Raw genomic sequence first — 24754 nt, 5'->3', positions numbered from 1 at the left:
GGCTGCGCCCCCAGACCCCCCTTTGTCGCGCTGAACGCGCTCGTCCTCAAACGCCGGACGGGCTGGAGGGTGCGGGCCGGTGGTGAAGTGCGGCGGGGTGGGTGGGAGGAAAGCTCGCGCTGGACGCGCTTGTCCTCAATCGCCGGACGGGCTGGGTGTGCCTGGGGGCTGTGGTGGAGGGTGCGGCGGGTGGATGGGCAAGAAGCTCGGCCTGGACGGCCTCGTCCTCAAACGCCGGACGGGCTGAGTGGTGCCCGCCAGGCTGAGTGGTGCCGGTCAGGCTGAGTGGTGCAGCTGGGGTGGCACCATGGGGGTATGGCATCCCTTGACGATCATCCTGGTGAGCAGGCCGCCCTGGAGCCCATCAAGCTTCTTGCCGTTCGGGATGAGCCGCTCTCCCTGGACGAGGTTTTTCGGGCTGTGGGGGACGACTCCGCCGGGGGGACCGCCCTCTTTGTGGGGACCGTGCGGAATCATGACGGGGGTGCCGATGTCGAGGCGCTCGGCTATTCGTGTCACCCCAGTGCCGAAGCAGAGATGCGGCGTGTCGCCGAGAAGGTCGTTGCCGAGTTTCCGGTGCGGGCGCTTGCCGCTGTGCATCGGGTCGGGGATCTGGTGGTCGGGGATCTGGCTGTTGTTGTCGCTGTGTCCTGCCCGCATCGGGGCGAGGCCTTCGCGGCGTGTCGGAAGCTGATCGACGACCTCAAGCACGAGGTGCCCATCTGGAAGCACCAGACGTTCTCCGACGGGACCGAGGAATGGGTCGGCGCCTGCTGAGGCCACGCGGCTCCGGTTGCGTAACCGGCCCCCGGGCGTGAGCGTTAACACAGCGGAGGTTAATCTGCTGATCAGTCAGTTGCGGTCACTCTTTGGGGTTGGGAGGTCGGCATGGCGGCGCTCGCCTGGTTGCTGATTCCGCTGGTGGCTGCGATCGGTGCCGGCCTGTGGGGCAGTTGGGCCAACCGGACGCGCAGGACGCGCGGTGACGGGCCCGAACTCGACGGCTATGTGCGGTTCCGCGAGGCCATGGAGAAGTCCCGTACCTGAGACACCGTACGGGCGGCCCTGACGGTGCGCCGACAGGACCGTCCCGTACTGTCGTGCCATGCCACGCCGCACCGCGACGATGCTCGCCTCCACCCTGATGCTGATCGCGCTCCTCTGCGCCGGAGTGTTCATCACCGTGCCGTATGCGGAGATGTCGCCGGGGCCGACCGTGAACACACTCGGGGACCATGGCGGCGAGCCGGTGCTGCAGATCTCCGGGCGCAAGACCTATCCGACCACCGGACACCTGAACATGACCACCGTCCGGGTCACCAGCGCCGACTACAACATGAACCTCGTCGAGGCCGTGTACGGGTGGCTCGCGCACGACAACAAGGTCGTGCCGCACGACACGCTGTACCCGAACGGCAAGACCGAGGAGCAGTCGACCCAGGAGAACGCCGAGGAGTTCAGTCAGTCCCAGGAGAGCGCCAAGGTCGCGGCACTGGAGAAACTCGACGTCCCGGTGCAGTCCTGGGTGATCGTCTCCACCGTCAAGAAGGGGTCACCGGCCGAGGGCGCGCTGCATGCCGGTGACGTCATCAAGGCCGTCGACGGTACGACCGTCAAGGAGACCACCGACGTCGCCAAGCTGGTGACCAAGCACAAGGTCGGCGAGAAGGTCGTCTTCACCATCGTGCCCGCCGCGGAGCAGGCCGCCGCCGAGAAGGCGAACCGGGCTGCCACCAAGACGCAGGACATCACCATCACCACCGCCAAGTCCGACGACGACGGGGCCGAGCGCGCCATCGTCGGGATCTCCGCCGGGACCGACCACACCTTCCCGTTCACCATCGACATCAAGCTCGCCGATGTCGGCGGCCCCAGTGCCGGGCTGATGTTCGCCCTCGGGATCTACGACAAGCTGACGTCCGGGAGCCTCACCGGCGGCAAGTTCGTGGCCGGCACCGGCACCATCGACGACGACGGCACGGTCGGTCCCATCGGCGGGATCGAGATGAAGACCGTCGGCGCGCGGGACAAGGGGGCTCAGTACTTCCTGACGCCCGCCGACAACTGCGCGGCTGCCGCCAAGGACACCCCCGAGGGGCTCACGCTCATCAAGGTGGGCACCATTGGCGACGCGCTGAGCGCCCTCAAGGACATCCGCTCCGGCGACACCGGTGATCTGCCGAAGTGCAGCACCAAGTGAGCGGCACCGGGTGAGCAGTCCGTAGGACTGCTCACCCGCACCCGCTCCTTCGCTCCTTGCTACTCCGCGAACGTCGCCGACAGTGCCTCCGCCAGGCCCGGTACCAGCCCCGAGCCCGTGAGCACCTCCGTTGCCGCGTCCTTCTCGCGCAGGCGCACCGCCGAGTCCCGGGTGCCGTCGCGCAGGACCGCGACCGTCATCCGGACCTCCTGCCGGTCCGGATGCGCGGCGACCCAGGCCGCCAGCTTCTTGCCGCTCAGCCCCTGCGGAACAGACGCCTCCGCGGACGGCGGCAGCATCAGGCGCTCGACGGTGAGCGCGCAGCCGACCACCGCGTCCGGCCAGGCGATGGTGGCGAGGAACTCGTCCAGCGGCTTGCCCGCCGGGATCTCGTCCTGCTCGATCGGAGTGAAACCGCTGGTCTCCTGCTCGTCCGACAGGCCGAGCTGAGCCGCGAGAGAGGGTTCCTGGACCCGCAGCCGGGCGGTGTCTACGAGGGCGAAGAGCCTGGCCGGCTGGTCCCAGCCGAGGCCGGAGACGTACTCGTCGATCTCGAGTACGGCCCGGGTGAGCGGGTTCGCCGCCATGGGAGTGTTGGACATAGTCACAATCCTGCCTCGTTCATGGCCCGAACCGGGAACCGAGTAAAGCGTGAGTAAGTTGCATAGGTGAGGCCCGTACGATCACGGGGCCTGACGGATGGTCCGCGATCACGGGGGCCTGACGGACCGACAGCGACTTTTGAGGTGCCACCTTGGCTTTCCAGATGCCGGACCGCGGCGGAGGCCCGCAGGGGCCACGGATCAGAGTGGGCCGCCCGTCCCGGCGCGTCCGGACCCTGCTCATGACGCTGGGCGTCCTTGCCGTACTCGGCATGGCGTTCGTCATGTTCGCGGGTTTCTGGACGGACTGGCTCTGGTACCGCTCGGTCAACTACTCGTCGGTCTTCACGACCACGTTGTGGACCAAGATCGGACTTTTCTTCGTCTTCGGTCTGCTGATGGCGACCGCCGTAGGGGTGAACATCTGGCTGGCGCACCGGCTGCGCCCGCCGTTGAGCGCCATGTCGATGGAGCAGCAGAGCCTCGACCGGTACCGCATGGGCATCGCCCCGTACAAGAAGTGGCTGCTGCTCGGTATCACCGCTCTGGTCGGCCTCATCGCGGGCGCCTCGGCGTCCGGGCAGTGGCGGACCTGGCTGATGTGGGTCAACGGGGTGTCCTTCGGACAGAAGGACCCCCAGTTCGGTCTTGACGTGTCCTTCTACGCCTTCGACCTGCCCTGGTACCGCTTCTTGCTGGGCTTCGGCTTCGCCACCACGATCCTCTCCCTGATCGCCGCCGCCCTCACCCACTATCTGTACGGCGGGCTGCGCGTCACCAGCCCGGGAGCCCGTGCCACGGCCGCGGCGACCGGGCATCTGTCCGTGCTGCTGGGCCTCTTCGTCGCCCTCAAGGCGGTCGCGTACTGGCTCGACCGGTACGGCCTCGCGGTGAAGTCGAGCGACTTCAAGGCGACCGGCAACTGGACGGGTCTGCGGTACGTCGACGCCAACGCCTATCTGCCGGCCAAGACGATCCTGTTCTGCATCGCGATCATCTGCTCGCTGCTGTTCTTCGCGACGCTCTGGCGGCGCACCTGGCAGCTGCCCGTCATCGGCTTCGGACTGATGGTCCTCTCGGCCATCCTCATCGGCGGGCTGTACCCGGCGATCGTGCAGAAGTTCCAGGTCCAGCCGAACGAGCAGGCCAAGGAAGCGCCGTACGTCACCAAGAACCTCAAGGCGACGCGCGAGGCGTACGGCATCGACGACGCCAAGGTCAGCGAGTACGCCGGCCGCAGCGACACCGAGGACAAGACCAAGCTGCGTGACGACGTCGACGCGACGGCGAGCATCCGCATCGTGGACCCGAACATCGTGTCGCCGACGTTCCAGCAGCTCCAGCAGATGAGGAACTACTACGCGTTCCCGACCAACCTTGACGTCGACCGCTACAGCAAGGACGGCAAGGAGCAGGACACGGTCATCGGTCTGCGTGAGCTGAACCTCAACGGCATTCCGAAGAACAACTGGATCAACGACCACTTCCGCTACACGCACGGCTTCGGTGTGGTCGCGGCCAAGGGCACCACGGCCGACGCCGAGGGACGCCCGGTCTTCACCGAGTCCGACCTGCCGTCCACGGGTGACCTCGGGACGTACCAGCAGCGGATCTACTACGGCGAGAAGACCAGCCAGTACTCGATCGTCGGCGGTCCCCAGAAGGAGATCGACTACTCCGACGACACCGGTGAGAAGACCACCAGCTACAAGGGGAAGAGCGGCGTCAACCTCTCCAACCCGATAAACCGTGCCGCGTACGCCGTCGCGTTCAGCGAGCCGCAGATCCTCTACTCCGGTGCCATCGGCGAGGGTTCGCGGATTCTGTACAACCGCACGCCCAAGGAGCGCGTCGAGGCGGTCGCGCCCTGGCTGACCATCGACGGTGACGCCTACCCGGCCGTCGTCGACGGTGAGATCCAGTGGATCGTCGACGCGTACACGACGACGAACGGCTATCCGTACGCGTCCCGTACCACCCTGGGTGACACGACGGCCGACTCGTTGACCGCCAACAACAACCAGCGCGCGGTGGTGGCCCAGCAGAACCAGGTCAACTACATCCGCAACTCGGTGAAGGCGACCGTCGACGCGTACACCGGTGAGGTCAAGCTCTACCAGTGGGACACCAAGGACCCGGTTCTGAAGACCTGGATGAAGGCCTTCCCGAACACGGTCGAGCCGAAGAGCGACATCTCGGCCTCGCTGATGGCCCATCTCCGGTACCCGCAGGACCTGTTCAAGGTCCAGCGTGAGCTGCTCACCCGCTACCACGTGGCGGACGCCGAGACGTTCCTCAGCGGCTCCGAGGTGTGGCAGGTGCCGGACGACCCGAGCAACAAGTCGGGCGACGCGGTGCCGCCGTACTACCTGAGCATGAAGATGCCCGACCAGCAGGCGCAGGCGTTCTCCCTGACGACGACGTTCACGCCGAACGGCCGGGACAACCTCAGTGCCTTCATGGCGGTCAACGCCGAGGCGGGGACGAGTGATTACGGCAGGATCAGAATCCTGAAGCTGCCGACTAGCAGAACGGTCGACGGGCCCAAACAGGTCCAGAGCCAGTTCAACTCCGAACAGGACATCGCCGAGTCCATCAGGTTGCTGAGAGGCGGCGACTCGGAGATCGAGTACGGCAACCTGCTCACGGTGCCGCTCGACGGCGGACTGCTCTACGTGGAACCCGTCTACGTACGCGGCAGTGGACTCAAGTACCCGCTGCTGCGCAAGGTGTTGGTGACCTACGGCGGCCAGACCGCCTTCGAGGACACGCTCGACGCCGCGCTCAACAAGGTCTTCGGGGCGGAGGGCACGACGACCGAGCCACCGGACGAGGGCGGTGGTACGACGACACCGCCGACGTCCGAGGACCCAACGGTCCAAGAGGCACTCGACGATGCGCAGAAGGCCTTCGACGACGGCCAGGCGGCCCTCAAGAAGGGCGACTGGGAGGCGTACGGCAAGGCGCAGGCGGCCCTTGAGGACGCGCTCCAGCGGGCCGAGGCGGCACAGACCGCGGCGGACAAGGCCGGGAGTGGGAGCGGGAGTGGTGCCGGAAGTGGTTCTTCCGGTAGCGCGAGTCCCAGTCCCAGCGGTTCTCCAAGTAGCAGTCCCAGCAGTGGTTAGTGCTGGTCGGAGGCCCTGCTGAGGCAGTGGCTTCCGCCCCTCCCGCGCCGTGGTACGGTTGCAACACAACGGCGCGGGGTGGAGCAGCTCGGTAGCTCGCTGGGCTCATAACCCAGAGGTCGCAGGTTCAAATCCTGTCCCCGCTACTGATTGCGAAGGCCCGGATCCTCCAAGGATCCGGGCCTTCGTGGTGTGCGAACGCATGTGCCGACCTGGTGAAGGCCGCGTCTTCCCGGGGCAGTTGAAGGGAACTGTGTTTGACTTGTCTCTCTGTGGGCATGTCGACAAAACGCTGTAGAGACCTCACTGACTGCGGTATACCAGGTGTACCCAGGTTGCAGGTGGTGCGACGATGGACGTTATGGGGGACAAGGCAACTCTGTTGGAGACAGGGCGATTTGTGCAGCCTTCCGACCGGGACGAAACCGGCGAGGCGGTAGAAGAGGCACGCCAACGGCTCGCGGCCGAGGCCGGCGACGTCGAGGCGATGAGTGTCCTCGGAGCCATGCTGCTGCGCCGTGGTGATCTCGACGGAGCCGAGCCTCAACTGCGTGCCGCCACCGCCGCGGGTGACCGTGCCGCCGCCAACAACCTCGGTGTCCTCCTCCACCAGCGCGGGTACGCCGACGACGCCGCCGGATGGTGGCGGATCGCCGCCGTCGCCGGCTCCGCCCCCGCCGCGCACGCGCTCGGCCGCCACCACCGTGAGCGCGGTGACGAGCCGGCCGCCGAGTACTGGCTGCGCCAGTCCGCCGAGCAGGGGCATGTGCTGGGCGCGTACGCGCTCGCCGATCTGCTGGAGCACCGCGGGGACACGGCCACCGAGCAGTGGATGCGGGTCGCCGCCGAGCGGGGGCATCGGGAGGCCGCCTACCGGCTGGCCCGCGCGCTGGACCGGAAGGCCGCGGACGGGGCGGACAGCGCGGACGGTGACGAGGGCGAGGGGGCCGGGGAGGTCGAGCAGTGGTATCGGCAGGCTGCCGCCCGGGGGCACCAGCGGGCCGCGCTGCATCTCGGGGCCATTCTCGAGAAGCGCGGGGAGCTCAAGGAGGCCGGGCGCTGGTATCTGACCTCCGCCAAGGAGGGCGAGGCCCGGGCCGCGTGTGCGCTCGGGTTCCTGCTGCGGGACGCGGGGGACACGGAGAGCGCCGCCGTGTGGTGGCTGCGGGCTGCCCAGGACGGGGACGGCAACGCCGCCAACGCGCTGGGCGCGCTGCACGCCGAGCGCGGTGAGACTCAGACGGCCGAGCGGTGGTACCGCGCGGCCATGGACGCCGGGGACGTGAACGGCGCGTACAACCTCGGGCTGCTCTGCGCTGAGCAGGCGCGTACCGCGCAGGCCGAGCAGTGGTACCGGCGGGCCGCGTACGCCGGGCACCGTGAGGCCGCCAACGCGCTCGCCATTCTGCTGCTGCAGGGTGGGGACGCGTCGGGGGCCGAGCCGTGGTTCTCGAAGGCGGCCGAGGCGGGGAGTGTCGACGCCGCCTTCAATCTCGGGATTCTGTACGCCGGGCGAGGTGAGGACGCGGATGCGCTGCGGTGGTACGAGCGTGCCGCCGGTGCCGGGCACACCGAGGCGGCGCTTCAGGTCGGTACCGCGCGGCTGCGGGACGGGGACGAGCGGGACGCCGAACGGTATCTGCGGTGTGCGGCGGGTGGGGGGAGCCCCGAGGCGGCCTATCGGCTGGCCGCGGTGCTCGACGCCCGGCGTCCGCCGGCGCCCGCGCATGAGCTGGGTGAGATCGCGCACGAGAAGACCGAGTGCGAGGAGTGGTACGAGCGGGCGGCTTCCCAGGGGCATCGGCGGGCGCAGGTGCGGGTGGGGATGCTGGCGTCGGCTCGGGGGGACGTGGTGGAGGCGGCTCGGTGGTACCGGGCGGCGGCTGAGGCCGGTTCTCGAAACGGGGCGTTCAACCTGGGGCTGTTGCTGGCTCGGGAGGGGAGCGAGCCCGAGGCGGCTGTGTGGTGGGCTCGGGCGGCTGAGGCGGGGCATGGGCGGGCGGCGTTGAGGCTGGCGCTGGTGTATGCGCGGCGGGGGGAGTTGGCGGAGGGGCAGCGGTGGGCTGATCTTGCCGTTTCTCTTGGGCCGGGGGAGGTTGCGGAGCGGGCGGCTCGGTTGCGGGACGCTTTGCGGGAGGAGCTTTCTGCTTGAGCGGGTTGGTGGGGGCGGGCGTTGGGTTTTCTTCGCCCCCGCCGCCCTTACCCGTCCCATCCCGTTCCTGGGGGCTGCGCCCCCAGCCCCCCTTTCGCGCTGAACGCGCTCGTCCTCATGCGCCGGACGGGCTGGAGGGGTCTGGGGGCTGTGGTGGAGGGTGCGGCGGGTGGGTGGGCAAAAGGCTCGGCCTGAACGGCCTCGTCCTCAATCGCCGGACGGGCTGGAATGCCCCGGCCCGTGCTGAAGTGCGGCGGGGGTGGGCGGGAAATGGGCGGCTGGGCGCGTTCGTCCTCGGACGCCGGACGGGCTGGGTGGTGCCGCCCGGCGCTGGGAAGTAAGCGATTTGCCTTTGTCGGTCGGGCTGACGTAACGTTGCGTTTACCGACGCGGGGTGGAGCAGCTCGGTAGCTCGCTGGGCTCATAACCCAGAGGTCGCAGGTTCAAATCCTGTCCCCGCTACTTCAGGCCGAAGGCCGGAGTCCTTTACAGGGCTCCGGCCTTCTGGCGTACCGGGGCCCAGCAGCGGATGATGTCGCGGACCGAGACGATGCCGGTGGGTTCGCCGCCGTCCAGGACGATGAGATGGCGGAAGCCGCCGTGGGCCATCGCGTGTGCGGCCTCCTCCAGGGTCCAGGAGGGGGCGGCGAAGACGACATCGTTGGTGGTGTGGGCGTGGGCTCGTTCCGTGTCGGGGCTCTGGCCCAGGCCGACGGAGTTGAGGATGTCGCGTTCGGTGAGGATGCCGATTCCGCCGGCGTCCGGGTCGAGGACCACCGCCGCGCCGATACGGCGCGTGGCCATCAGTGCGGCGGCCTGGCGGAGAGTGTGATCGGGGCCGATGGTGAGGACCACGGTGCTCATGGCGTCACGTACGAGCATGGGGTGGAGCCACCTCCTAGAGAGATCCCGCCCCTGTGCAATTTTTCACAAGTTCACAAGTGGGGGGAACTTCAGAGTGGCAGTTAAAGAGACGGTCAACAAGGGGGCGTGTACGGCTGTTACAGGGCGTACGGGGGGTCAGTAACGCTGGTTGAGGTAACCCAGCATCTCGTCGTGGAGGTGGCCGTTCGACGCCGCCGCGTCGCCGCTGTGCGGGCCCGGGCGGCCGTCGAGGCCGGTGAACGTGCCGCCGGCCTCCGTGACGATGATCGCGTTGGCCGCCATGTCCCACAGGGACAGCTCCGGCTCCGCGCAGATGTCGATCGAGCCCTCGGCGACCATCATGTACGGCCAGAAGTCGCCGTACGCGCGCGTGCGCCACACCTCGCGGGTCAGGTCCAGGAAGCCGCCCAGTACCCCGCGGTCCTCCCAGCCGGTGAGCGACGAGTACGCGAACGACGCGTCCGACATCTTGGAGACGCCCGAGACGCGCAGTCGGGACGCCGAGGAGAGGCTGCGGCCGGTGAAGGCGCCGTGGCCCTTCGCCGCCCACCAGCGGCGGCCCAGGGCGGGGGCCGACACGACGCCGACGACCGGCTGGAAACCGCCCTCGGCCGCCTCCATCAGGGAGATCAGCGTGGCCCAGACGGGCACCCCGCGGACGTAGTTCTTGGTGCCGTCGATCGGGTCGATCACCCAGCGGCGGGGGCCGGTGCCCTCGATGCCGTACTCCTCGCCGAGGATCGCGTCGCGCGGGCGGGCCCGCTGCAACTGGCCCCGGATCAGCTCCTCGGCCGATTTGTCCGCCTCGCTGACCGGCGTCATGTCCGGCTTCGTCTCGACCTTGAGGTCGAGTGCCTTGAACCGGCCCATCGTCGTGGCGTCGGCAGCGTCCGCGAGGACATGGGCAAAGCGCAGGTCATCGTGATAGTCGGGCATAGGCGAACCGTATCTTTCAGGGCCGTCCAGGGGCTACAGGGGGCCGGGGTGCGGTTACCCGCAGTTGTCCGGCTCCGCCGGCTCCACCCGGGGGGTGCGAATGTCGATACGCGCCCCCCGGCGCTGCCGCGAACCCTTGACAGTGACTCCGTCCGCGTCAAACCTGGGGCGCAGAGCCGCTCGCCCCTGGGAGGCCGATGATGCCTGCAGCGCGGGATTCCCTGCTGGACGCCGCTTACACGGCGCTCGCGCGCCGTCCGTGGTCCGCTGTGCGGATGGTCGACGTCGCGGCGGCGGCCGGAGTGTCCCGGCAGACGCTGTACAACGAGTTCGGCAGCAAGGACGGGCTCGCCCGGGCCCTGGTGCGCAGAGAGGCCGACGCCTACCTCGCGGGCGTCGAACGGGCGCTGACCGGGCCCGCCGACCCGGGTGCCGGTGCGCGGGAGCGGCTCACCGCCGCCGCCGAGTGGACGGCGTCGGCCGCCCGCGACAGCGTGCTCGTCCGGGCCCTGCTGACCGGCTGCTGGAGCGAACGGCTGCCCTCGCCGACGCTGTCCGCCGTGCCGTCCTCGGCCGCGGTGCCCGCGCAGCGGCGGGCCGACGGGCCGCTGCCCTCGCCCGGCGAGTTCGTGGCGCTCGTCCGCGACCGTGCCGTCACGGTGCTGTCCGGGCCCGGCGCGGCCAAGTCGGACGCGGTCGAGATGTCCCGTACCTGCGAACTGGCCGTCCGGCTCGCCCTGTCCTGTGTCGCCGCGCCCCCGGGGGAGGGCGGTCTGGCCGATCTCGTGGCGAGTGTGCTGCAGAGGTCGGCCGGTGCCGCTGTCTGGAACTGAGCGCGCCGGACCGGCCCTGGCGCAGTCCTTGGTGTCCTCAGTGCGACGAGCCCGACAGCTGTAGGCCGATCACGCCGATGATCACCAGGCTGATCGAGACGATCTTCAGGATGGACACCAGGTCGTCGAGGAAGATCATCCCGTAGATCGCGGTGCCCGCCGCGCCGATGCCCGTCCACACCGCGTAGGCCGGGCCCACGTCGAGCTTCTTCAGGGAGAGGGTGAGCAGGCCGAAGCTGCCCAGCGCGAAGATGCAGAAGGCGACCGTCGGCCAGAGGCGCGTGAAGCCGTGCGACAGCTTCAGACAGACGGCGAAGCCGGTTTCCAGGAGTCCCGCCACAACGACCAGCAGCCACGCCATGTCTTGTCCTCCCGTGTGCCGCTTCGACTGCTTCGTCTGCTGAGTCCGCTGGGTCTGATTCGTCACGCTCGGATTCGGCTCGGTGCGATTATGCACTTACCGGCACCCGCACCGGCCAAACAACGCGGAGGTCAGGAGGGGAGAGATCCGGGGGAGGTCAGTCGCCTTCCGTGCGTTCCCGGGTCGACAGCAGTCGGCGCAGCGAGTAGAGCCGCGCCGGGTCCGCGTGGCCCTTCTCCACCCACTCGTCCAGCGCGCAGTCGGGCTCGTCGTGACTGCACGCGCGCGGGCAGCCCTCCGTACCCGGCTCCAGGTCGGGGAAGGCGTGGATCACGAGCGACGGGTCGACGTGGTGCAGCCCGAACGAACGTACGCCCGGGGTGTCGACCACCCAGCCCGCGTTGCCCGAGAGGGGGAGGGCCAGGGCGGAGGTGGTGGTGTGGCGGCCTCGGCCCGTGACCGCGTTGACGTGGCCCGTCGAGCGGCGCTGGTCATTGGGTACGAGAGCGTTGACCAGGGTCGTCTTGCCTACGCCCGAGTGGCCGACGAACGCCGTGATCTTGCCGTCGAGCTGCTCGCGTACGCGGGCCACCGCCGCGCCGCTCTCCAGCTCCTGGCGGCTCGTGACGACGTGGGGGATGTCCAGGGCGCCGTACAGCTCCAGGAGCTCGTCGGGCGGGGAGAGGTCCGACTTGGTCAGGACGAGGAGGGGGGTCAGGCCGCCGGCGTACGCGGCCACCAGGCAGCGGTCGATCAGACGGGGGCGGGGTTCAGGGTCCGCGAGGGCCGTCACGATGGCGAGCTGGTCGGCGTTGGCCACGACCACGCGCTCGTAGGGGTCGTCGTCGTCCGCCGTGCGGCGCAGGAGTGTGGTGCGCTCCCCGATGCGGACGATACGGGCCAGGGTGTCCTTCTTGCCGGAGAGGTCGCCGATGACGGACACGTGGTCGCCGACCACCGCGGCCTTGCGGCCCAGTTCGCGGGCCTTCATCGCCATGACGATCCGGTCGTCGACCAGGACGGTCAGCCGGCCCCGGTCGACGGTGAGGACCATGCCGTCGGCGGCGTCCTCGTGCTTCGGGCGGATGTTCGTACGGGGACGGTTGCCCTTGGGGTTCGGGCGGGAGCGGATGTCGTCCTCGTCGGTGTTCTTGCCGTAGCGGCGCATGATCCAGGTCCGCCCGTCAGTTCCCGAACATTCCGGCCCACAGTTCGGGGAAGTCCGGGAGGGTCTTCGCCGTCGTCGCCACGTTCTCGATCTGTACGCCCTTCACCGCCAGACCGATGATCGCACCGGCTGTCGCCATGCGGTGGTCCTCGTACGTGTGGAAGGTGCCGCCGTGCAGGGGGCGCGGGCGGATGTGCAGGCCGTCGGCCGTTTCGGTCACGTCGCCGCCGAGTTCGTTGATCTCCTTGGTCAGGGCCGCCAGGCGGTCCGTCTCGTGGAGGCGGAGGTGGGCCACGCCGGTGAGGGTGGAGGGGGAGTCGGCAAGGGCGGCGACCGCCGCGATGCCGGGGGTGAGTTCACCGACCTCGCTCAGGTCCACCTCGATGCCGTGGATCGCGCCGGAGCCGGTGAACTCAAGGCCGTACTCGGTGAGTTCGCAGGAGCCGCCCATCTCCGTGAAGATCTCGCGGAGGCGGTCGCCGGGCTGGGTGGTGCGGGCCGGCCAGTCGGGGACCGTCACCTTGCCGCCGGTCACCAGGGCTGCCGCCAGGAACGGCTGGGCGTTGGAGAGGTCCGGCTCGATGGTGAGGTCACGGCCGAGCAGCGCGCCCGGGGTGACCCGCCAGACGTTCGGTTCGCCGCCCGACTCCGGTGTGTCGACCTGGGCGCCGACCGAGCGCAGCATGTCGACGGTCATCCGGATGTGGGGGAGCGAGGGCAGGGTCGCGCCGGTGTGGCGGACCTCCACGCCCTGGTTGAAGCGGGGGGCGGAGAGCAGCAGGGCGCTCACGAACTGCGAGGACGAGGAGGCGTCGATCGACACCGGGCCGCCGTCCAGGGCGCCGCTGCCGTGCACGGTGAGGGGGAGCGCGCCTCGGCTGTCGTCGTCGATGCGGGCGCCGAGGGTGCGCAGGGCGTCGATCACGCCGTTGAGGGGGCGCTCGTACGAACGCGGGTCGCCGTCGAAGCGGATGGGGCCGTCGGCGAGGGCGGCGACCGGGGGGAGGAAGCGCATCACGGTGCCGGCGTTGCCGACGTCCACCGTGGCGGGGCCGTGGAGGCCGGAGGGGATCACTCGCCAGGCCTCGCCCTCGCCCGAGCCGTTGGGCTCCGCTGCGACGGAGGAGCTTGAGGACACCGTCTCCTCGATGCCGACGCCCATGGTGCGCAGGGCGGCGGCCATGAGGAGGGTGTCGCGTGAGCGGAGGGGGCGGCGCAGCCAGCCCGGTTCTGAGGCGAGGGCGGCGAGGACGAGGGCGCGGTTGGTGACGGACTTGGACCCGGGCACGTGGACCGTCGCGTCGACGGCTCCGCTCGCGTGCGGGGCGGGCCAGAGGGCGGGGTCTGCGGGGGTTGGGGCCATGGGGTCACTTTAGTAGTCGGTGGTGAATCGGGTGCGGCGCCGTTGTGGCTGGTCGCGCAGTTCCCCGCGCCCCTGAAGACGCTGCCCCTTCGGGGCGCGTCATCCCCCGAGCCCCGCATTCCTCCAGCCCCCGTCTCACACCTCCAGCAGCCACCTGCCCCGCCTACACCTCAAGCAGCCATCGCCCCCCGCCTATCAGTGAGCACAGGCTCACCGCGTGGAACAGGAACAGCCACAGGCCCGCCGGGACGTGGGTCAGGCGCGACAGCTGGTCCGCGTCCGAGTCGCCTGCTCCGCCCCTGCGGCGTTTGGCCTGGAGTTCGAAGGCCGGGCGGACTCCGCCGAGCAGGAGGAACCAGACCACCGCGTAGGCGAAGGCCGCCTGGATCTGGGGGCCCGCCAGCCAGGACACCGCCACGAAGGTGCCGCCGGAGATGAACACCGTGAGGGCGCCGTACGCGTTGCGGATCATCACCAGCATCGCCAAGAGCAGCACCGTGGCCAGCCACAGGAGGGCCGTGATGTGGCCGGCGGCCAGCAGGGCGGCGCCGCCGAGGCCCAGGAGCGGGGGAGCGGTGTAGCCGAAGGCGGCCGTGAGGATCATGCCGATGCCGTGGGGCTTGCCCCGGCTGACCGTGAGGCCGCTGGTGTCGGAGTGCAGGCGTATGCCGGTGAGGGTACGGCCGGTCAGCAGCGCGACCAGTCCGTGGCCGCCCTCGTGCGCGATGGTGATGGCGTTGCGTGAGAGGCGCCACACGGGATGGGGGACGGTCACGGCGAGCGCGGCCACCAGGGTCGCGATCACCACCCACAGATCGGGGTCGGGCTGGCTGCCGAAGATCTCGTCCCAGAGGCCGGCCAGCGAGGTGGATGCGGTGCTGTCCATTGTCGGCGGAGGCTCCCTAGTGTCGCGTCGAATCTGGCAGTGTGACATGTATGTGCGGTAGGTATGCAGCGAGTCGTGCGCCCGAGGATCTCGCAGGAGTCTTTGAGATCGACAAGTGGGATCCCGAGGAGACACTCGCCCCCGACTACAACGTGGCCCCGACCAAAGAGGTCTACGCGGTACTCGACCGTCCTCTGAAGGACGCCGACGACCCGAAACCGGTTCGGCAGCTGCGGAAGCTGAAATGGGGCCTCGTCCCCTCCTGGTCCAAGACGCCCGAGGGCGGCGCCCGGATGATCAACGCGCGCGCGGAGACCGTCCACGAGAAGCCCTCGTACCGTCGTGCCTTCACCACCCGGCGCTGCATCCTGCCCGCCGACGGGTACTACGAGTGGGTCACCGGGGTCGGCGAGCGTGAGCTGGAGGTCGAGGGGAAGAAGAAGCGCCCGCGCAAGCAGCCGTACTTCGTGACGCCCGCCGACGGGTCGGTCTTCGCGATGGCGGGCCTGTACGAGTTCTGGCGGGACCGGACCCTGCCCGACGACCACCCGCAGGCCTGGTGGGTGACGTGCTCGGTCATCACCACCGAGGCCGAGACCTCCCCCCTCACGGTCGCCCCCGCCGAGGGCCCGCGCGCCCTCGCCGACATCCACCCCCGGATGCCCCTGATGCTCACTCCGAACCATTGGGACGCCTGGCTCGACCCGGCCCGTACGGATGTGGACGACCTGCGCGAGCTGCTCGCGGCGCCGCCCGCCGGGCTGATGCGCGCCTACCCCGTCTCCACGGCCGTCAGCAACGTCCGCAACAACGGACCGGAGCTGCTGACCGAGCTGGAGGGGCCCGAGGAGGGCACACTCTTCTGATGTGAGCCCATCCGAAACCCGTACTGACATTCGTACCGAGACCGTCGAGACCGATGCCGGTCTCGCGCGCATCACCTGGCACCCGGCCGAGCAGCCCCGACTCGTCCTCGCCGTCAGTCATGGCGCCGGTGGCGGCATCGAGGCCCGGGACCTCCAGGCGCTCGCCGGGGAGCTGCCCGCGCGCGGGGTCACCGTCGCGCTCGTCGAGCAGCCCTGGCGGGTGGCCGGGAAGAAGGTGGCGCCCGCGCCGAAGACGCTGGACGTGGGGTGGCGGGGGATCTGGCCCGCGCTGACGAGGCCAGGGCTGCCGGTGATCGCCGGTGGGCGCAGCGCCGGGGCCCGCGTGGCCTGTCGTACGGCCGGGGAACTGGGCGCCGTGGCCGTGCTCGCGCTCTCCTTCCCGCTGCACCCGCCGGGCCGGCCCGAGAAGTCGCGGGCCGACGAACTGCTCGGGGCCGGGGTGCCCACCCTCGTCGTCCAGGGCGGCAACGATCCGTTCGGGAAGCCGGACGAGTTTCCGCCGGGGGAGTACGAGTTGGCGGAGGTGCCGTACGGCGATCATGGTTTCGTCGTCCCGAAACGGGCACCCATGGGGCAGGAGGAGGCGGTGGCGGTGATCACCGGGCGGGTCGTGGAGTGGACCGCGTCACTCGGGTGACGGCCGGGAATGCCGGGCGGCGGACTGCTGTTGTGCGGATCAGATACCACAAGCGTGTGGTGACCGTTCGTACGAGAGGAAGTCCGCCGCATGGGTTCGACCATCTGCCCGAATCGCCGCAGCAGCGCTGACCTGGACTGGACGGTCCTGCACGCGGCGAAGACCGCCCCTATTCGGGCGGCGGGCGGACACGATGTTCGTCTATCCTCCGATTCGAGTGGGATCGGTTTCGGTCTCGCAACGTCATTGGAGGAGGTGGGTCCGGTCACTGGGACCGACGCAGGGACCGAACACGGCCAGGCGGAGCAGCCCGAGGGCCCGGGCAGGAGTGAGTCGACCGCCGAGCGCAGCGCGCGCTTCGAGCGGGACGCGCTCGAATTCCTCGACCAGATGTACTCGGCCGCGCTGCGCATGACGCGCAACCCGGCCGACGCCGAGGACCTGGTGCAGGAGACGTACGCCAAGGCGTACGCGTCCTTCCACCAGTTCCGTGAGGGCACCAACCTCAAGGCGTGGCTGTACCGCATCCTCACGAACACGTTCATCAACTCGTACCGCAAGAAGCAGCGCGAGCCCCAGCGCAGTGCGGCCGAGGAGATCGAGGACTGGCAGCTCGCGCGTGCCGAGTCGCACATGTCGACCGGTCTGCGCTCCGCCGAGTCGCAGGCGCTCGACCACCTGCCCGACTCGGACGTGAAGGCGGCCCTGCAGGCGATCCCGGAGGAATTCCGGATCGCGGTGTATCTCGCGGACGTAGAGGGCTTTGCGTACAAGGAGATCGCGGACATCATGGGGACACCCATCGGTACGGTGATGTCCCGGCTGCACCGCGGCCGTCGCCAGCTGCGCGGCATGCTGGAGGACTACGCCCGTGACCGTGGCCTGGTCCCGGCCGGTGCCGGAGAGTCGAACGAAGCGAAAGGCTCGGGCTCATGAGCTGCGGAGAGCCGCACGAAACGGACTGCAGTGAAGTACTCGATCATCTCTACGAGTTCCTCGACCGGGAGATGCCGGACTCGGACTGCACCAAGTTCGAGGTCCACTTCGAGGAGTGCTCTCCGTGCCTGGAGAAGTACGGGCTCGAACAGGCCGTGAAGAAGCTCGTCAAGCGCTGCTGCGGTCAGGACGACGTGCCGACCGACCTGCGCGCCAAGGTCATGGGGCGGCTGGACATGATCCGCTCCGGACAGGTCGTGCCCGAACACGACGTGGCCACCGAGGGCTGACGCCGCCGGACCCTGTCGGACGCCATCGGCCCCGCGATGCGGGGCCGATCGCTGCTTTCCGGCCTCGGACGCCTCAGACGTCCAGGCCGTTCTCGATCCTCTTCAGGCTGTGCCGGGCCAGCGCCAGGTTGCTGCGCGACCGGTCGAGCGCGATGTACAGGAAGAGCGCGCCCTTGCTGCTGGCCAGCGGGCGGATCAGGTGGTACTGCCTGCCCAGCGTGATCAGGATGTCCTCGATGGTGTCGTCCATGTCCAGCGAGGCGAGCGTGCGCATCTTCGCCCGTACGACCTCGGTGTTCCCCGCCGCCGCCAGCTCCAGGTCGAGGGCCGGGCCGCCACCGAGGGTGCCGAGCGACATCCCGCTGTCGTAGTCGACGAGCGCCACTCCGAGCGCCCCGTCCACGGTCATTGCTTCCTTGAGCGCTGTCTCGATGTTCATTCTTGCTGCCCCAATTCCTCAGTGACGCTGACCGGTCGCAGTCCGTGCAACTACGATCGAACTCAAGCGACATGCGAGTCGCAAAACATCAACTTTTGTGTTTGTTACGGAAGTTGACGTTCAAAGTACTGCGCAACGGTCGTACGCGAAGGGGGAATGGCGAAATGACGACGGCAGTTGAGGCTTCGCTGGCCCGGTTCCTCGACTCCCCCGGCGTCACCGGTGTCGCCCTGGTCGACGCCGTCACCGGCCTCACCTACGGAGTGGCGGGAGACATCGCCGAGGCCGGGGACGGCCAGGACAGTTCCGAGTTCGCCGCCCTCGTCGCCGACCGGCTGGGCCGGGCGGGTGCCGAGGGCGAGCTGGAGAGTGTCGTCACCACCAGCGTGCGCCGCCATCAGGTCCTGCTCGCGGTGGGCCGCCCGGCCGGCGACCCACTGCTGCTGACGGCCGGACTCGACCGGGAGCGCGCCAACCTCGCGCTCGCCGCGCGCAGCATGGGCGACCTGGCCGACGAGGTGCTGGCATGACCGGCACACCCGGTGCGGCCCGCCCGAGGGCGCGGGTGAGCGCGTGAACGCGTCCGCCGCGCGCAATCTGCCCGCACTGCTGCTGGGGCTGCGCGAGGAGGAGTTCAGCGGCACGGTACGGGTCACGGGCACGCCTGGTGGCACGATTCACCTGCGTGCCGGTCTGGTGGGCGCGATGGAGACTCCGGGTGCGCCGACCGCCACCTCGGCCCTGCTGACCTCGGGCCGGATCGGCGACGAGGCCTGGCTCGCCGCGTGCGCCGCACAGCGCGACCCGGACCTGCTCGGTGAACGCCTGGTGGCCGACGGGCTGGTGGGCGCCGCCGAACTCGAAGTCATCTGCACGGCCGCCGTGTTCGACGCGGCCTTCGCCATGTCGCTGGGCGCGCCGGGCAGTTGGGAGCTGAGCGCCCCGGAGCCGACCCTCGGTATCCGGCCCGGCGTGGAACCACGGCAGCTGACCGACGAGACCACACGGCGTATCGCGCTGCTCAGCCGCGTGTGGGGACCCCCGGGCGAACTCGCCCGTGCGCGTCCCACACCGGGTACCGGGGTTGTGGAGGGGCCGCTGTCCGGTCGGCACGAGGACGTTCTGAACCAGGTCAACGGGCGCCGTACGGCCCGGGACATCGCCTTCGCGCTGGGGCGCGGACTGTACGCCGTGATGCTGGACCTGATCCGCATGGAGACGCTCGGGCTCCTCCGATGGGGGACCCCGACCGCACCCGGCGGCCGGCCCAGCACCGCGCCACGTGTCACCCCCGGCCGTACGTCGGCCACCGGCCCGCCGCCGGTGCCGTCGAGAACCGAGCCGCTGCCGAGGCGTAAGCCCAGGGGCGGAGAGAGAGGGGGGTAGTGAGTGCGGACGACGGAAGAGATGCCGAAAGCGCTGTCGGAACCAATGGGGGAACCAACGGGGGCACTGCTGGGGAAACCGCCGACGGAGGCGCGGCGACCCAGAACGACCAGGGTGTGAGCACACCCCCTCCGCCCGTACGGAAACCGCTCCCTGTACGGGGCCCCGCGAACCCCGCCCTCCTGGGCCCTTCGGCCGAAGATCTGGCCGCCGACCAACCCTCTGTCGAAACGCTGCGGCGGGTCCGCCATGCGTTGCGCGCTCTTCCGGAGCCCGACTGACCGCAAGGAGTACGTCCCATGGGTCCCCTGAGCCCTCCCCTGAGCGAAAACCCGCAGCCCTCCCAGTCCGACCGGCTGACCGGCATCCTGACCTCGTTACGGGACCGGGTGATGGGAGTCTCCGAAAGCGTTCTGTCCACGGTGGACGGCCTGCTCGTGGTCTCCGACACGGACTCCGCGCACCCCGAGTCGATCGCCGCGCTCGCCGCCGCCACGCTCGGAGTGAGCCGCCGTATCGCCGAGCAGGCGAACGTCGGCGCACTCCGCGAGGTGGTCGCCCGCTGCGGTGCCGGGCACGTCATCGTGCTGGCCGTCGGCGAACGCGCCCTGCTGACCGTCATGGGCGACGACGGGCTGGACGTCGCCGCGTTCCAGCGTGAATCCCCGGCCACGGTCGAGGAGTTGACCAAGGTGCTGGCCGCGGACGTGGCCTACTGAGACTGACGCTCGCTGTTCCCTCTAACGGGCTAATCTGCGGCCCCTGAGGCCTGGGATTCGCCCAATGCCTCCGTACGGCCGCCACCGGCCGCCCTATCCTCCATGTCCCGGAGCCTGAACAGGCTTGTGCCGAACGTCAGCCCGGCCGGCCCCGGTCCGGGACACGGGGGAGGGAGCGCCATGCGGTCGATCACACCGTGGGCGCGTGTCTACGTCGTCGCTGTCGCCCTGGGGGCCGTCCTCTGCGCGGCGCCCGTCCGGTTCGCGCACGCCCCCTGGGGCGCCGTGGCGCTGTTCGCCGCGCTGTGCGCCGCGTGCGAGCAGCTCGCCGTGGGCCGGTTCGGCGGAGGGCGGGGGTACGAGGGTCCGGGCGCCGCCGGTTCCGGTGGCACCGGCGGCGGGCCGCCCCGGTGGCACACGCCCGTCCTGCTCGCCGGCGCCTTCCTGCTGCCGCCCGCCGCTGCCGCGCTCGTACCGCTGCCGGGCGCGCTGCTCGTCCGGGGCGCCGAACGCACGCCCTGGCCACGTCGGCTCTGGCGGGCCGGACAGCTCGGGATCGGCGCCTGGACGGCCTCGCGGGTGCACTGGTCGCTCGGCGGTCCTGACGCGGTCGACTCCTCCGGCTTCCCGTACGCGCTGTTCGGCGCCGGGGCCGCCGTGGTCGCGTTCTGCCTGGTCCTGGCCCTGCTCGACGGCGGAATCCTGGCGCTCGCCGAACGGGTGCCGGTGCGGCTGGCCTGGCGGGGGCTGTTCGTACGGTCCCTGGTGCCGGTCGGGGTGCACGGGCTCGCCGGGCTGATGATGGCCGTCCTGTGGCGCGGCCCGTACGGACCCGTCGCCGCGCTGCTCGTGCTGCTGCCGATGTGGGTGTCGTGGTGGGTGTTCGCGCAGTACCACCGGGAGCGGGCGGCGCACCAGGCGACGATCAGGGCGCTCGTGCAGGCCGTCGACATCAAGGACGGGTACACGCGCGGGCACAGCGAGCGGGTCGGGCAGGCCTCGATGATGATCGCGCGGGAACTGGGCATGGACGACGAGCGGGTCGAAGTGCTCCGGTTCGCCGGAATTCTGCACGACGTGGGCAAGCTGGGCGTTCCCACCCGGCTCCTGCGCAAGGACGGGCCGCTGACCCCTCAGGAGCGCCGGGTGATCGAGCTGCACCCGGAGTACGGGCACGAGATCGTCCGGGGGATCGGCTTCCTCGGGGAGGCCCGGTCGGCGATCCTGCACCACCACGAGCGGCTGGACGGGAGCGGATACCCGTACGGGCTCGTCGGGAGCCAGATCCCGGAGTTCGCGCGGGTCGTGGCCGTCGCGGACGCGTTCGACGCGATGACGTCGACGCGGTCGTACAGCCGGGCCCGGCCCGTGCAGGTTGCTTTGGCGGAACTGGAACGGTGTGCGGGGTCCCAGTTCGACCCCGAGATGGTTCAGGCGTTGGTGCGGGCGCTCGGCCACGGGGGTGGCTGGCATCCGGCGGTCACAGCTGACTCTGTGCCGTCCCGTGGTGATTACCCGCCCACTCCACCCGTTTCCAGTTCGACACCAACGTGCCCCGACGGTGTCCCCGGGCAGGCCGGTACCAAGGACGGGGTGAGATGAGAACCCTCGTCCACCTCACCGCCGGCCTCCTCACCACCCTCTCCCTCGCCCACACCCTCTGGTCCGGCCTCGACGAACGTGCCGTCGCGCTCTCCTTCGGGCTGCTCATGGTCCTCGGGGAGCTGACCCGGTGGAGCGGGCCCGAGTCGCGGGAGGTGGCGCCGCTCGCCGCCGCCGGGGCACTGTCGTACGCGCTGCTCGGGGAGGACGCCGGACGCGCCACCCACCACGGCGCCCTCCAGGTCGTCGCCGTCGTCTTCGCGGCCACCCTCGTCGGCTGCGTACCGCACGTCGCACGCGGGCAGGGGCCGACCGCCGACCACCTCGCCAGGCGTGTCCTCACCGCCGGATTCGCCGCCGTCTGCTTCCAACCCCTCTACAACCAGGGCGTGTTCGAGGCCTGGGGCGGCCCCGCCTACGTCCTGCTGCTCGTCGCGCTGCTCGGGCTCACCGCGCTCTGCGACGCCGTGCTCGCCGCCGCGCTGGCCCACTCCCGCACCGGCTGGCCCTTCGGTCCGCTGCTCCGGGACGAGCTGCGGGCCACGCTGGGGATCGGGACCGCGGTGTGCGCCACCGGCGTGGTCATGGCGCTGGCGGTCGCCGTCGTCGGGCTCTGGGCGCTGCCCGTCTTCTCGCTGCCGCTGCTGCTGACCCAGCTCTCCTTCCGGCGGTACGCGGCCGTGCGGGCCACGTATCGGCAGACCATCGCCTCACTGGCCCGCGCCACCGAGATCGCCGGGTACACCCCGGCCGGGCACGCCCGGCGCGTCGCGGTGCTGAGCACGGCGGTGGGGCGAGAGCTGGGGCTGTCCGAGCCGGAGCTGACGGTGCTGGAGTACGCGGCCCTCATGCACGACATCGGGCAGCTCAGCCTCGTCGACCCGGTACCGGCCGGCGCCACGGCCGTACTCCCGGTGGCGGAACAGCGCCGGATCGCGCTGCTTGGCGGGGCCGTCGTACGGCAGACGGGGGTGGCCGCCGCGGTCGCCGTGGTCGTGGAACGGCAGGCCGATCCGTACCGGGAGCAGCCGGTCTCCGCGCGGATCGTGCGGGCCGTCAACGCGTACGAGGAGAAAGTTTGGGAAGCCGGAGCGGACGGGCCGTTGCGGGCGCTCGAAGAGCTGCGGCTGGGGACCGGCCGGGACTACGAGCCCGAGGTCGTGGAATCACTCGCCCGGGTGCTCGCCAGAAATGGCGGAGCCGTCCGCGAGCGCATCGGCTGAAGGTGGTGGTGGGAGAGGGGTCGACGGTCTTACGCTGCCCTCGGTTGGGTAACCCATGGGTAATGAGCGCCCCTCCAACGGTCCGTGGTTGGATGCGAGGGAGAGGCTGTACGGGGGCAGAAGCCGGCCCACTCCACGGCACTGGCAGGCGGGAATCGTGAGGATCTTCGGCAAGGGACGGCACCGGCCCTCCGCCTCATGGCGGCAGGCCACCGACCGCGCGTTCACGCTGATCGGCGACGGGCGGTACGAGGACGCGGGCGCGCTGCTGACACGTGCCGCCGATCTTGAACCGTGGCTGTCCGAGTCCTGGTTCAACCTCGCTCTCCTGCACAAGTTCCGGCACGACTGGGAGCAGGCCAGGGCGGCCGGTCTGCGCGCCGTCGCGCTGCTAGACCGGGAGACCGGGGCCCCCGATTGGTGGAACGTGGGCATCGCCGCGACCGCCCTCCAGGACTGGCCGCTGGCCCGCCGGGCCTGGCAGGCGTACGGGCTGCGGGTGCCCGGGGGTGTCACGGCCGCCGGTGAGCCGGTCGGGATGGACCTGGGCAGCGCGGCCGTACGGCTGTCGCCCGAGGGCGAGGCCGAGGTCGTGTGGGGGCGGCGGCTCGATCCCGCCCGGATCGAGGTGCTGTCGATCCCGCTGCCGTCGTCCGGGCGGCGCTGGGGCGAGGTCGTGCTGCACGACGGGGTGCCGCACGGCGAGCGGACGACCGCGGCCGGGCACTCCTACCCCGTCTTCGACGAGATCGAGCTGTGGGCGCCCTCGCCGGTGCCGACCTGGGTGGTGCTGCTGGAGGCTGCCGCCGAGGAGGACCGGGACGCGTTGGAGCGGCTGGCGTCCGACGCGGGGTTCGCCGCGGAGGACTGGTCGTCGTCGGTGCGGTTGCTGTGTCGGATGTGCTCGGAGTCGCGGATGCCGTCCGATGAGGGGGATGGGGAGCATCTTGATCCGCACGATCACAGTGAGCCTGGGCATCCTGGGCCGTTGGGGCATCGTACGGATGGGCAGTTCTGGGCGCCTGAGCGGGAATGTGGCATCGCTGCCCCGGCCTCGTTGGTGAGGGGGCTGCTGGACGGGTGGGTTGCCGACAGTCCGGAGACTCGGGCTTGGCGGGATCTCGAAGAGGTTTGTTAGGGCTTGTTGCCGGGTGCGGGTTCGTTGTGGCTTGTCGCGCAGTTCCCCGCGCCCCTAGGGCGCGCCCCTGCGGGGCAGCGCCCCGCCAGCGGGGGGCGCCCTCGGGGGCGGCTCCTGCCGGCCTCTGCCCGTACCCTGTATCCGCAACTCTCCGCCTGTTTGTTTGAGGAAGGCATCGTCGGTCATGGCGCAGCAGGACACCGATCAGCAGCACGTGGGCGTGCTTCCCGTGGACGACGAGGGCTTCGTCATCGACACCGAGGACGGGGAGGAGCGCGAGGCCGCCTGGCGGGAGCGCGGGACCTCGCGGCCCATCACGGTCGTCGGCAACCCGGTGCTGCACAAGGAGTGCCAGGACGTCACCGAGTTCGGCGCTGAGCTGGAGCAGCTGGTCGCGGACATGTTCGCCAGCCAGCGCACCGCCGAGGGCGTGGGCCTGGCCGCCAACCAGATCGGTGTCGGTCTGAAGGTCTTCATCTACGACTGCCCCGATGACGAGGGTCAGCGGCACACCGGGGTCATCTGCAACCCCAAGCTCGTCGAGCTGCCCGCCGACCGGCGCCGGCTGGACGACAGCAACGAGGGCTGCCTCTCCGTGCCGACCGCGTACGCGCCGCTCGCCCGGCCCGACTACGCCGAGGTGACCGGGCAGGACGAGAAGGGCAACCCGATCAAGGTGCGCGGCACCGGCTACTTCGCACGCTGTTTGCAGCACGAGACCGATCACCTCTACGGGTACCTGTACATCGACCGGCTCTCCAAGCGTGAGCGCAAGGACGCGCTGCGGCAGATGGCCGAGAACGAGCCCCGGTACCCCGTGGTCGCGAACGACTGACAACCTCTGAGGCACCCGCGCACTCACCCGCACACGAACGGCCCCTGACCAGGGGCCGTTCGTGTGTCGGTCATGCGTCTGTCGCACGTTCGATCGAGAATCGGACTCAAGTGTGCTTCCAGTGATCCAGAATCAGTCAGACCAGCGGCGA

At 70.1% G+C, this 24754-nt stretch carries 25 protein-coding genes and 2 tRNA genes; 19 read left to right on the top strand and 8 right to left on the bottom strand.

Annotation, left to right across the window (positions count from 1 at the left end; translation table 11 throughout):
- Positions 1-315: 315 nt before the first annotated feature.
- From ACWDR4_RS10815 to ACWDR4_RS10805, 3 genes are all read left to right on the top strand, one after another.
- Positions 316-777: a molybdenum cofactor biosynthesis protein MoaE gene (locus tag ACWDR4_RS10815; protein ID WP_450406625.1), complete on the top strand. Its 462-nt coding sequence runs from the start codon at positions 316-318 to the stop codon at positions 775-777.
- A gap of 111 nt (positions 778-888) precedes the next feature.
- Positions 889-1047: a hypothetical protein gene (locus ACWDR4_RS10810; RefSeq protein WP_189147013.1), complete on the top strand. Its 159-nt coding sequence runs from the start codon at positions 889-891 to the stop codon at positions 1045-1047.
- Positions 1048-1105: 58 nt separating this feature from the next.
- Positions 1106-2200 carry a YlbL family protein gene (locus ACWDR4_RS10805; protein WP_450406621.1) on the top strand — a complete coding sequence of 365 codons (1095 nt, stop codon included), beginning with the start codon at positions 1106-1108 and terminating at the stop codon, positions 2198-2200.
- 59 nt (positions 2201-2259) lie between these two features.
- Here ACWDR4_RS10805 and ACWDR4_RS10800 read toward each other — a convergent pair whose 3' ends face one another.
- Positions 2260-2802, bottom strand: a complete 543-nt coding sequence (locus tag ACWDR4_RS10800; protein ID WP_450406619.1) for a PPA1309 family protein — start codon at positions 2800-2802, stop codon at positions 2260-2262.
- A gap of 164 nt (positions 2803-2966) precedes the next feature.
- Between ACWDR4_RS10800 and ACWDR4_RS10795 the strand changes: the two genes are divergently transcribed.
- From ACWDR4_RS10795 to ACWDR4_RS10780, 4 genes are all read left to right on the top strand, one after another.
- Complete coding sequence (locus ACWDR4_RS10795; RefSeq protein WP_450406657.1) at positions 2967-5927, top strand: UPF0182 family membrane protein; 2961 nt, start codon at positions 2967-2969, stop codon at positions 5925-5927.
- A gap of 72 nt (positions 5928-5999) precedes the next feature.
- Positions 6000-6073 (top strand) — tRNA-Met (locus ACWDR4_RS10790).
- Between the two features lie 206 nt (positions 6074-6279).
- Complete coding sequence (locus ACWDR4_RS10785) at positions 6280-8079, top strand: sel1 repeat family protein (RefSeq protein ID WP_450406616.1); 1800 nt, start codon at positions 6280-6282, stop codon at positions 8077-8079.
- A gap of 388 nt (positions 8080-8467) precedes the next feature.
- A tRNA-Met gene (locus tag ACWDR4_RS10780) sits at positions 8468-8541 on the top strand.
- Between the two features lie 24 nt (positions 8542-8565).
- Here ACWDR4_RS10780 and ACWDR4_RS10775 read toward each other — a convergent pair.
- Positions 8566-8961 (bottom strand): CBS domain-containing protein, encoded by a 396-nt coding sequence (locus tag ACWDR4_RS10775; protein WP_450406613.1) that lies wholly within the window; start codon positions 8959-8961, stop codon positions 8566-8568.
- 138 nt (positions 8962-9099) lie between these two features.
- Complete coding sequence (gene hisN / locus ACWDR4_RS10770; RefSeq protein ID WP_450406611.1) at positions 9100-9900, bottom strand: histidinol-phosphatase; 801 nt, start codon at positions 9898-9900, stop codon at positions 9100-9102.
- A gap of 200 nt (positions 9901-10100) precedes the next feature.
- On the opposite strand from hisN, the gene ACWDR4_RS10765 reads away from it, so the two are divergent.
- Positions 10101-10733, top strand: a complete 633-nt coding sequence (locus ACWDR4_RS10765; protein WP_450406608.1) for a TetR/AcrR family transcriptional regulator — start codon at positions 10101-10103, stop codon at positions 10731-10733.
- 37 nt (positions 10734-10770) lie between these two features.
- Here ACWDR4_RS10765 and ACWDR4_RS10760 read toward each other — a convergent pair whose 3' ends face one another.
- The 4 genes from ACWDR4_RS10760 to ACWDR4_RS10745 form a co-directional block, all read right to left on the bottom strand.
- A complete protein-coding gene (locus ACWDR4_RS10760; protein ID WP_450406605.1) occupies positions 10771-11094 on the bottom strand; it encodes a DMT family transporter in 324 nt (107 codons plus the stop codon).
- Between the two features lie 157 nt (positions 11095-11251).
- Positions 11252-12262 (bottom strand): ribosome small subunit-dependent GTPase A, encoded by a 1011-nt coding sequence (rsgA, locus tag ACWDR4_RS10755; protein ID WP_450406602.1) that lies wholly within the window; start codon positions 12260-12262, stop codon positions 11252-11254.
- A gap of 16 nt (positions 12263-12278) precedes the next feature.
- Entirely contained in the window at positions 12279-13625 is a 1347-nt protein-coding gene (aroA, locus tag ACWDR4_RS10750) for a 3-phosphoshikimate 1-carboxyvinyltransferase (RefSeq protein ID WP_450406600.1), read from the bottom strand.
- A gap of 163 nt (positions 13626-13788) precedes the next feature.
- Positions 13789-14511: a M50 family metallopeptidase gene (locus tag ACWDR4_RS10745; RefSeq protein ID WP_450406598.1), complete on the bottom strand. Its 723-nt coding sequence runs from the start codon at positions 14509-14511 to the stop codon at positions 13789-13791.
- A gap of 50 nt (positions 14512-14561) precedes the next feature.
- Between ACWDR4_RS10745 and ACWDR4_RS10740 the strand changes: the two genes are divergently transcribed.
- The 4 genes from ACWDR4_RS10740 to rsrA all read left to right on the top strand — a co-directional run bounded on the left by ACWDR4_RS10740 (position 14562) and on the right by rsrA (position 17261).
- Positions 14562-15377 carry an SOS response-associated peptidase gene (locus tag ACWDR4_RS10740; protein WP_450406595.1) on the top strand — a complete coding sequence of 272 codons (816 nt, stop codon included), beginning with the start codon at positions 14562-14564 and terminating at the stop codon, positions 15375-15377.
- 1 nt (position 15378) lies between these two features.
- Positions 15379-16035: an alpha/beta hydrolase family protein gene (locus ACWDR4_RS10735; protein WP_450406592.1), complete on the top strand. Its 657-nt coding sequence runs from the start codon at positions 15379-15381 to the stop codon at positions 16033-16035.
- A 255-nt stretch (positions 16036-16290) separates the two neighbouring features.
- Complete coding sequence (gene sigR, locus ACWDR4_RS10730) at positions 16291-16971, top strand: RNA polymerase sigma factor SigR (protein WP_389348656.1); 681 nt, start codon at positions 16291-16293, stop codon at positions 16969-16971.
- Entirely contained in the window at positions 16968-17261 is a 294-nt protein-coding gene (gene rsrA, locus ACWDR4_RS10725) for a mycothiol system anti-sigma-R factor (protein ID WP_450406589.1), read from the top strand. The genes sigR and rsrA overlap by 4 nt, the downstream gene beginning before the upstream one ends.
- Before the next feature lie 73 nt (positions 17262-17334).
- Here the strand turns inward: rsrA and ACWDR4_RS10720 are convergent, their stop codons facing one another.
- On the bottom strand, positions 17335-17700 hold the full coding sequence (locus ACWDR4_RS10720; RefSeq protein ID WP_450406586.1) for a hypothetical protein: 366 nt from the start codon (positions 17698-17700) through the stop codon (positions 17335-17337).
- A 164-nt stretch (positions 17701-17864) separates the two neighbouring features.
- On the opposite strand from ACWDR4_RS10720, the gene ACWDR4_RS10715 reads away from it, so the two are divergent.
- From ACWDR4_RS10715 to def, 7 genes are all read left to right on the top strand, one after another.
- Positions 17865-18230, top strand: a complete 366-nt coding sequence (locus tag ACWDR4_RS10715) for a hypothetical protein (RefSeq protein ID WP_450406583.1) — start codon at positions 17865-17867, stop codon at positions 18228-18230.
- A 43-nt stretch (positions 18231-18273) separates the two neighbouring features.
- Complete coding sequence (locus tag ACWDR4_RS10710; RefSeq protein ID WP_450406580.1) at positions 18274-19086, top strand: hypothetical protein; 813 nt, start codon at positions 18274-18276, stop codon at positions 19084-19086.
- A gap of 299 nt (positions 19087-19385) precedes the next feature.
- Positions 19386-19805, top strand: coding sequence for a roadblock/LC7 domain-containing protein (locus ACWDR4_RS10705; RefSeq protein WP_450406577.1), 420 nt, complete (start codon positions 19386-19388; stop codon positions 19803-19805).
- Between the two features lie 180 nt (positions 19806-19985).
- Entirely contained in the window at positions 19986-21407 is a 1422-nt protein-coding gene (locus ACWDR4_RS10700; protein ID WP_450406574.1) for an HD-GYP domain-containing protein, read from the top strand.
- Positions 21404-22630, top strand: coding sequence for an HD-GYP domain-containing protein (locus ACWDR4_RS10695; RefSeq protein WP_450406572.1), 1227 nt, complete (start codon positions 21404-21406; stop codon positions 22628-22630). Before ACWDR4_RS10700 ends, ACWDR4_RS10695 begins: the two co-directional genes overlap by 4 nt.
- A 157-nt stretch (positions 22631-22787) precedes the next feature.
- Entirely contained in the window at positions 22788-23768 is a 981-nt protein-coding gene (locus ACWDR4_RS10690) for a tetratricopeptide repeat protein (protein ID WP_450406570.1), read from the top strand.
- A 184-nt stretch (positions 23769-23952) separates the two neighbouring features.
- Positions 23953-24603: a peptide deformylase gene (gene def / locus ACWDR4_RS10685; protein ID WP_450406567.1), complete on the top strand. Its 651-nt coding sequence runs from the start codon at positions 23953-23955 to the stop codon at positions 24601-24603.
- Positions 24604-24754: the final 151 nt, after the last annotated feature.

This window comes from Streptomyces sp. NPDC000878, from assembly GCF_053599695.1.
This window is presented reverse-complemented; position numbering and strand designations above follow the sequence as displayed.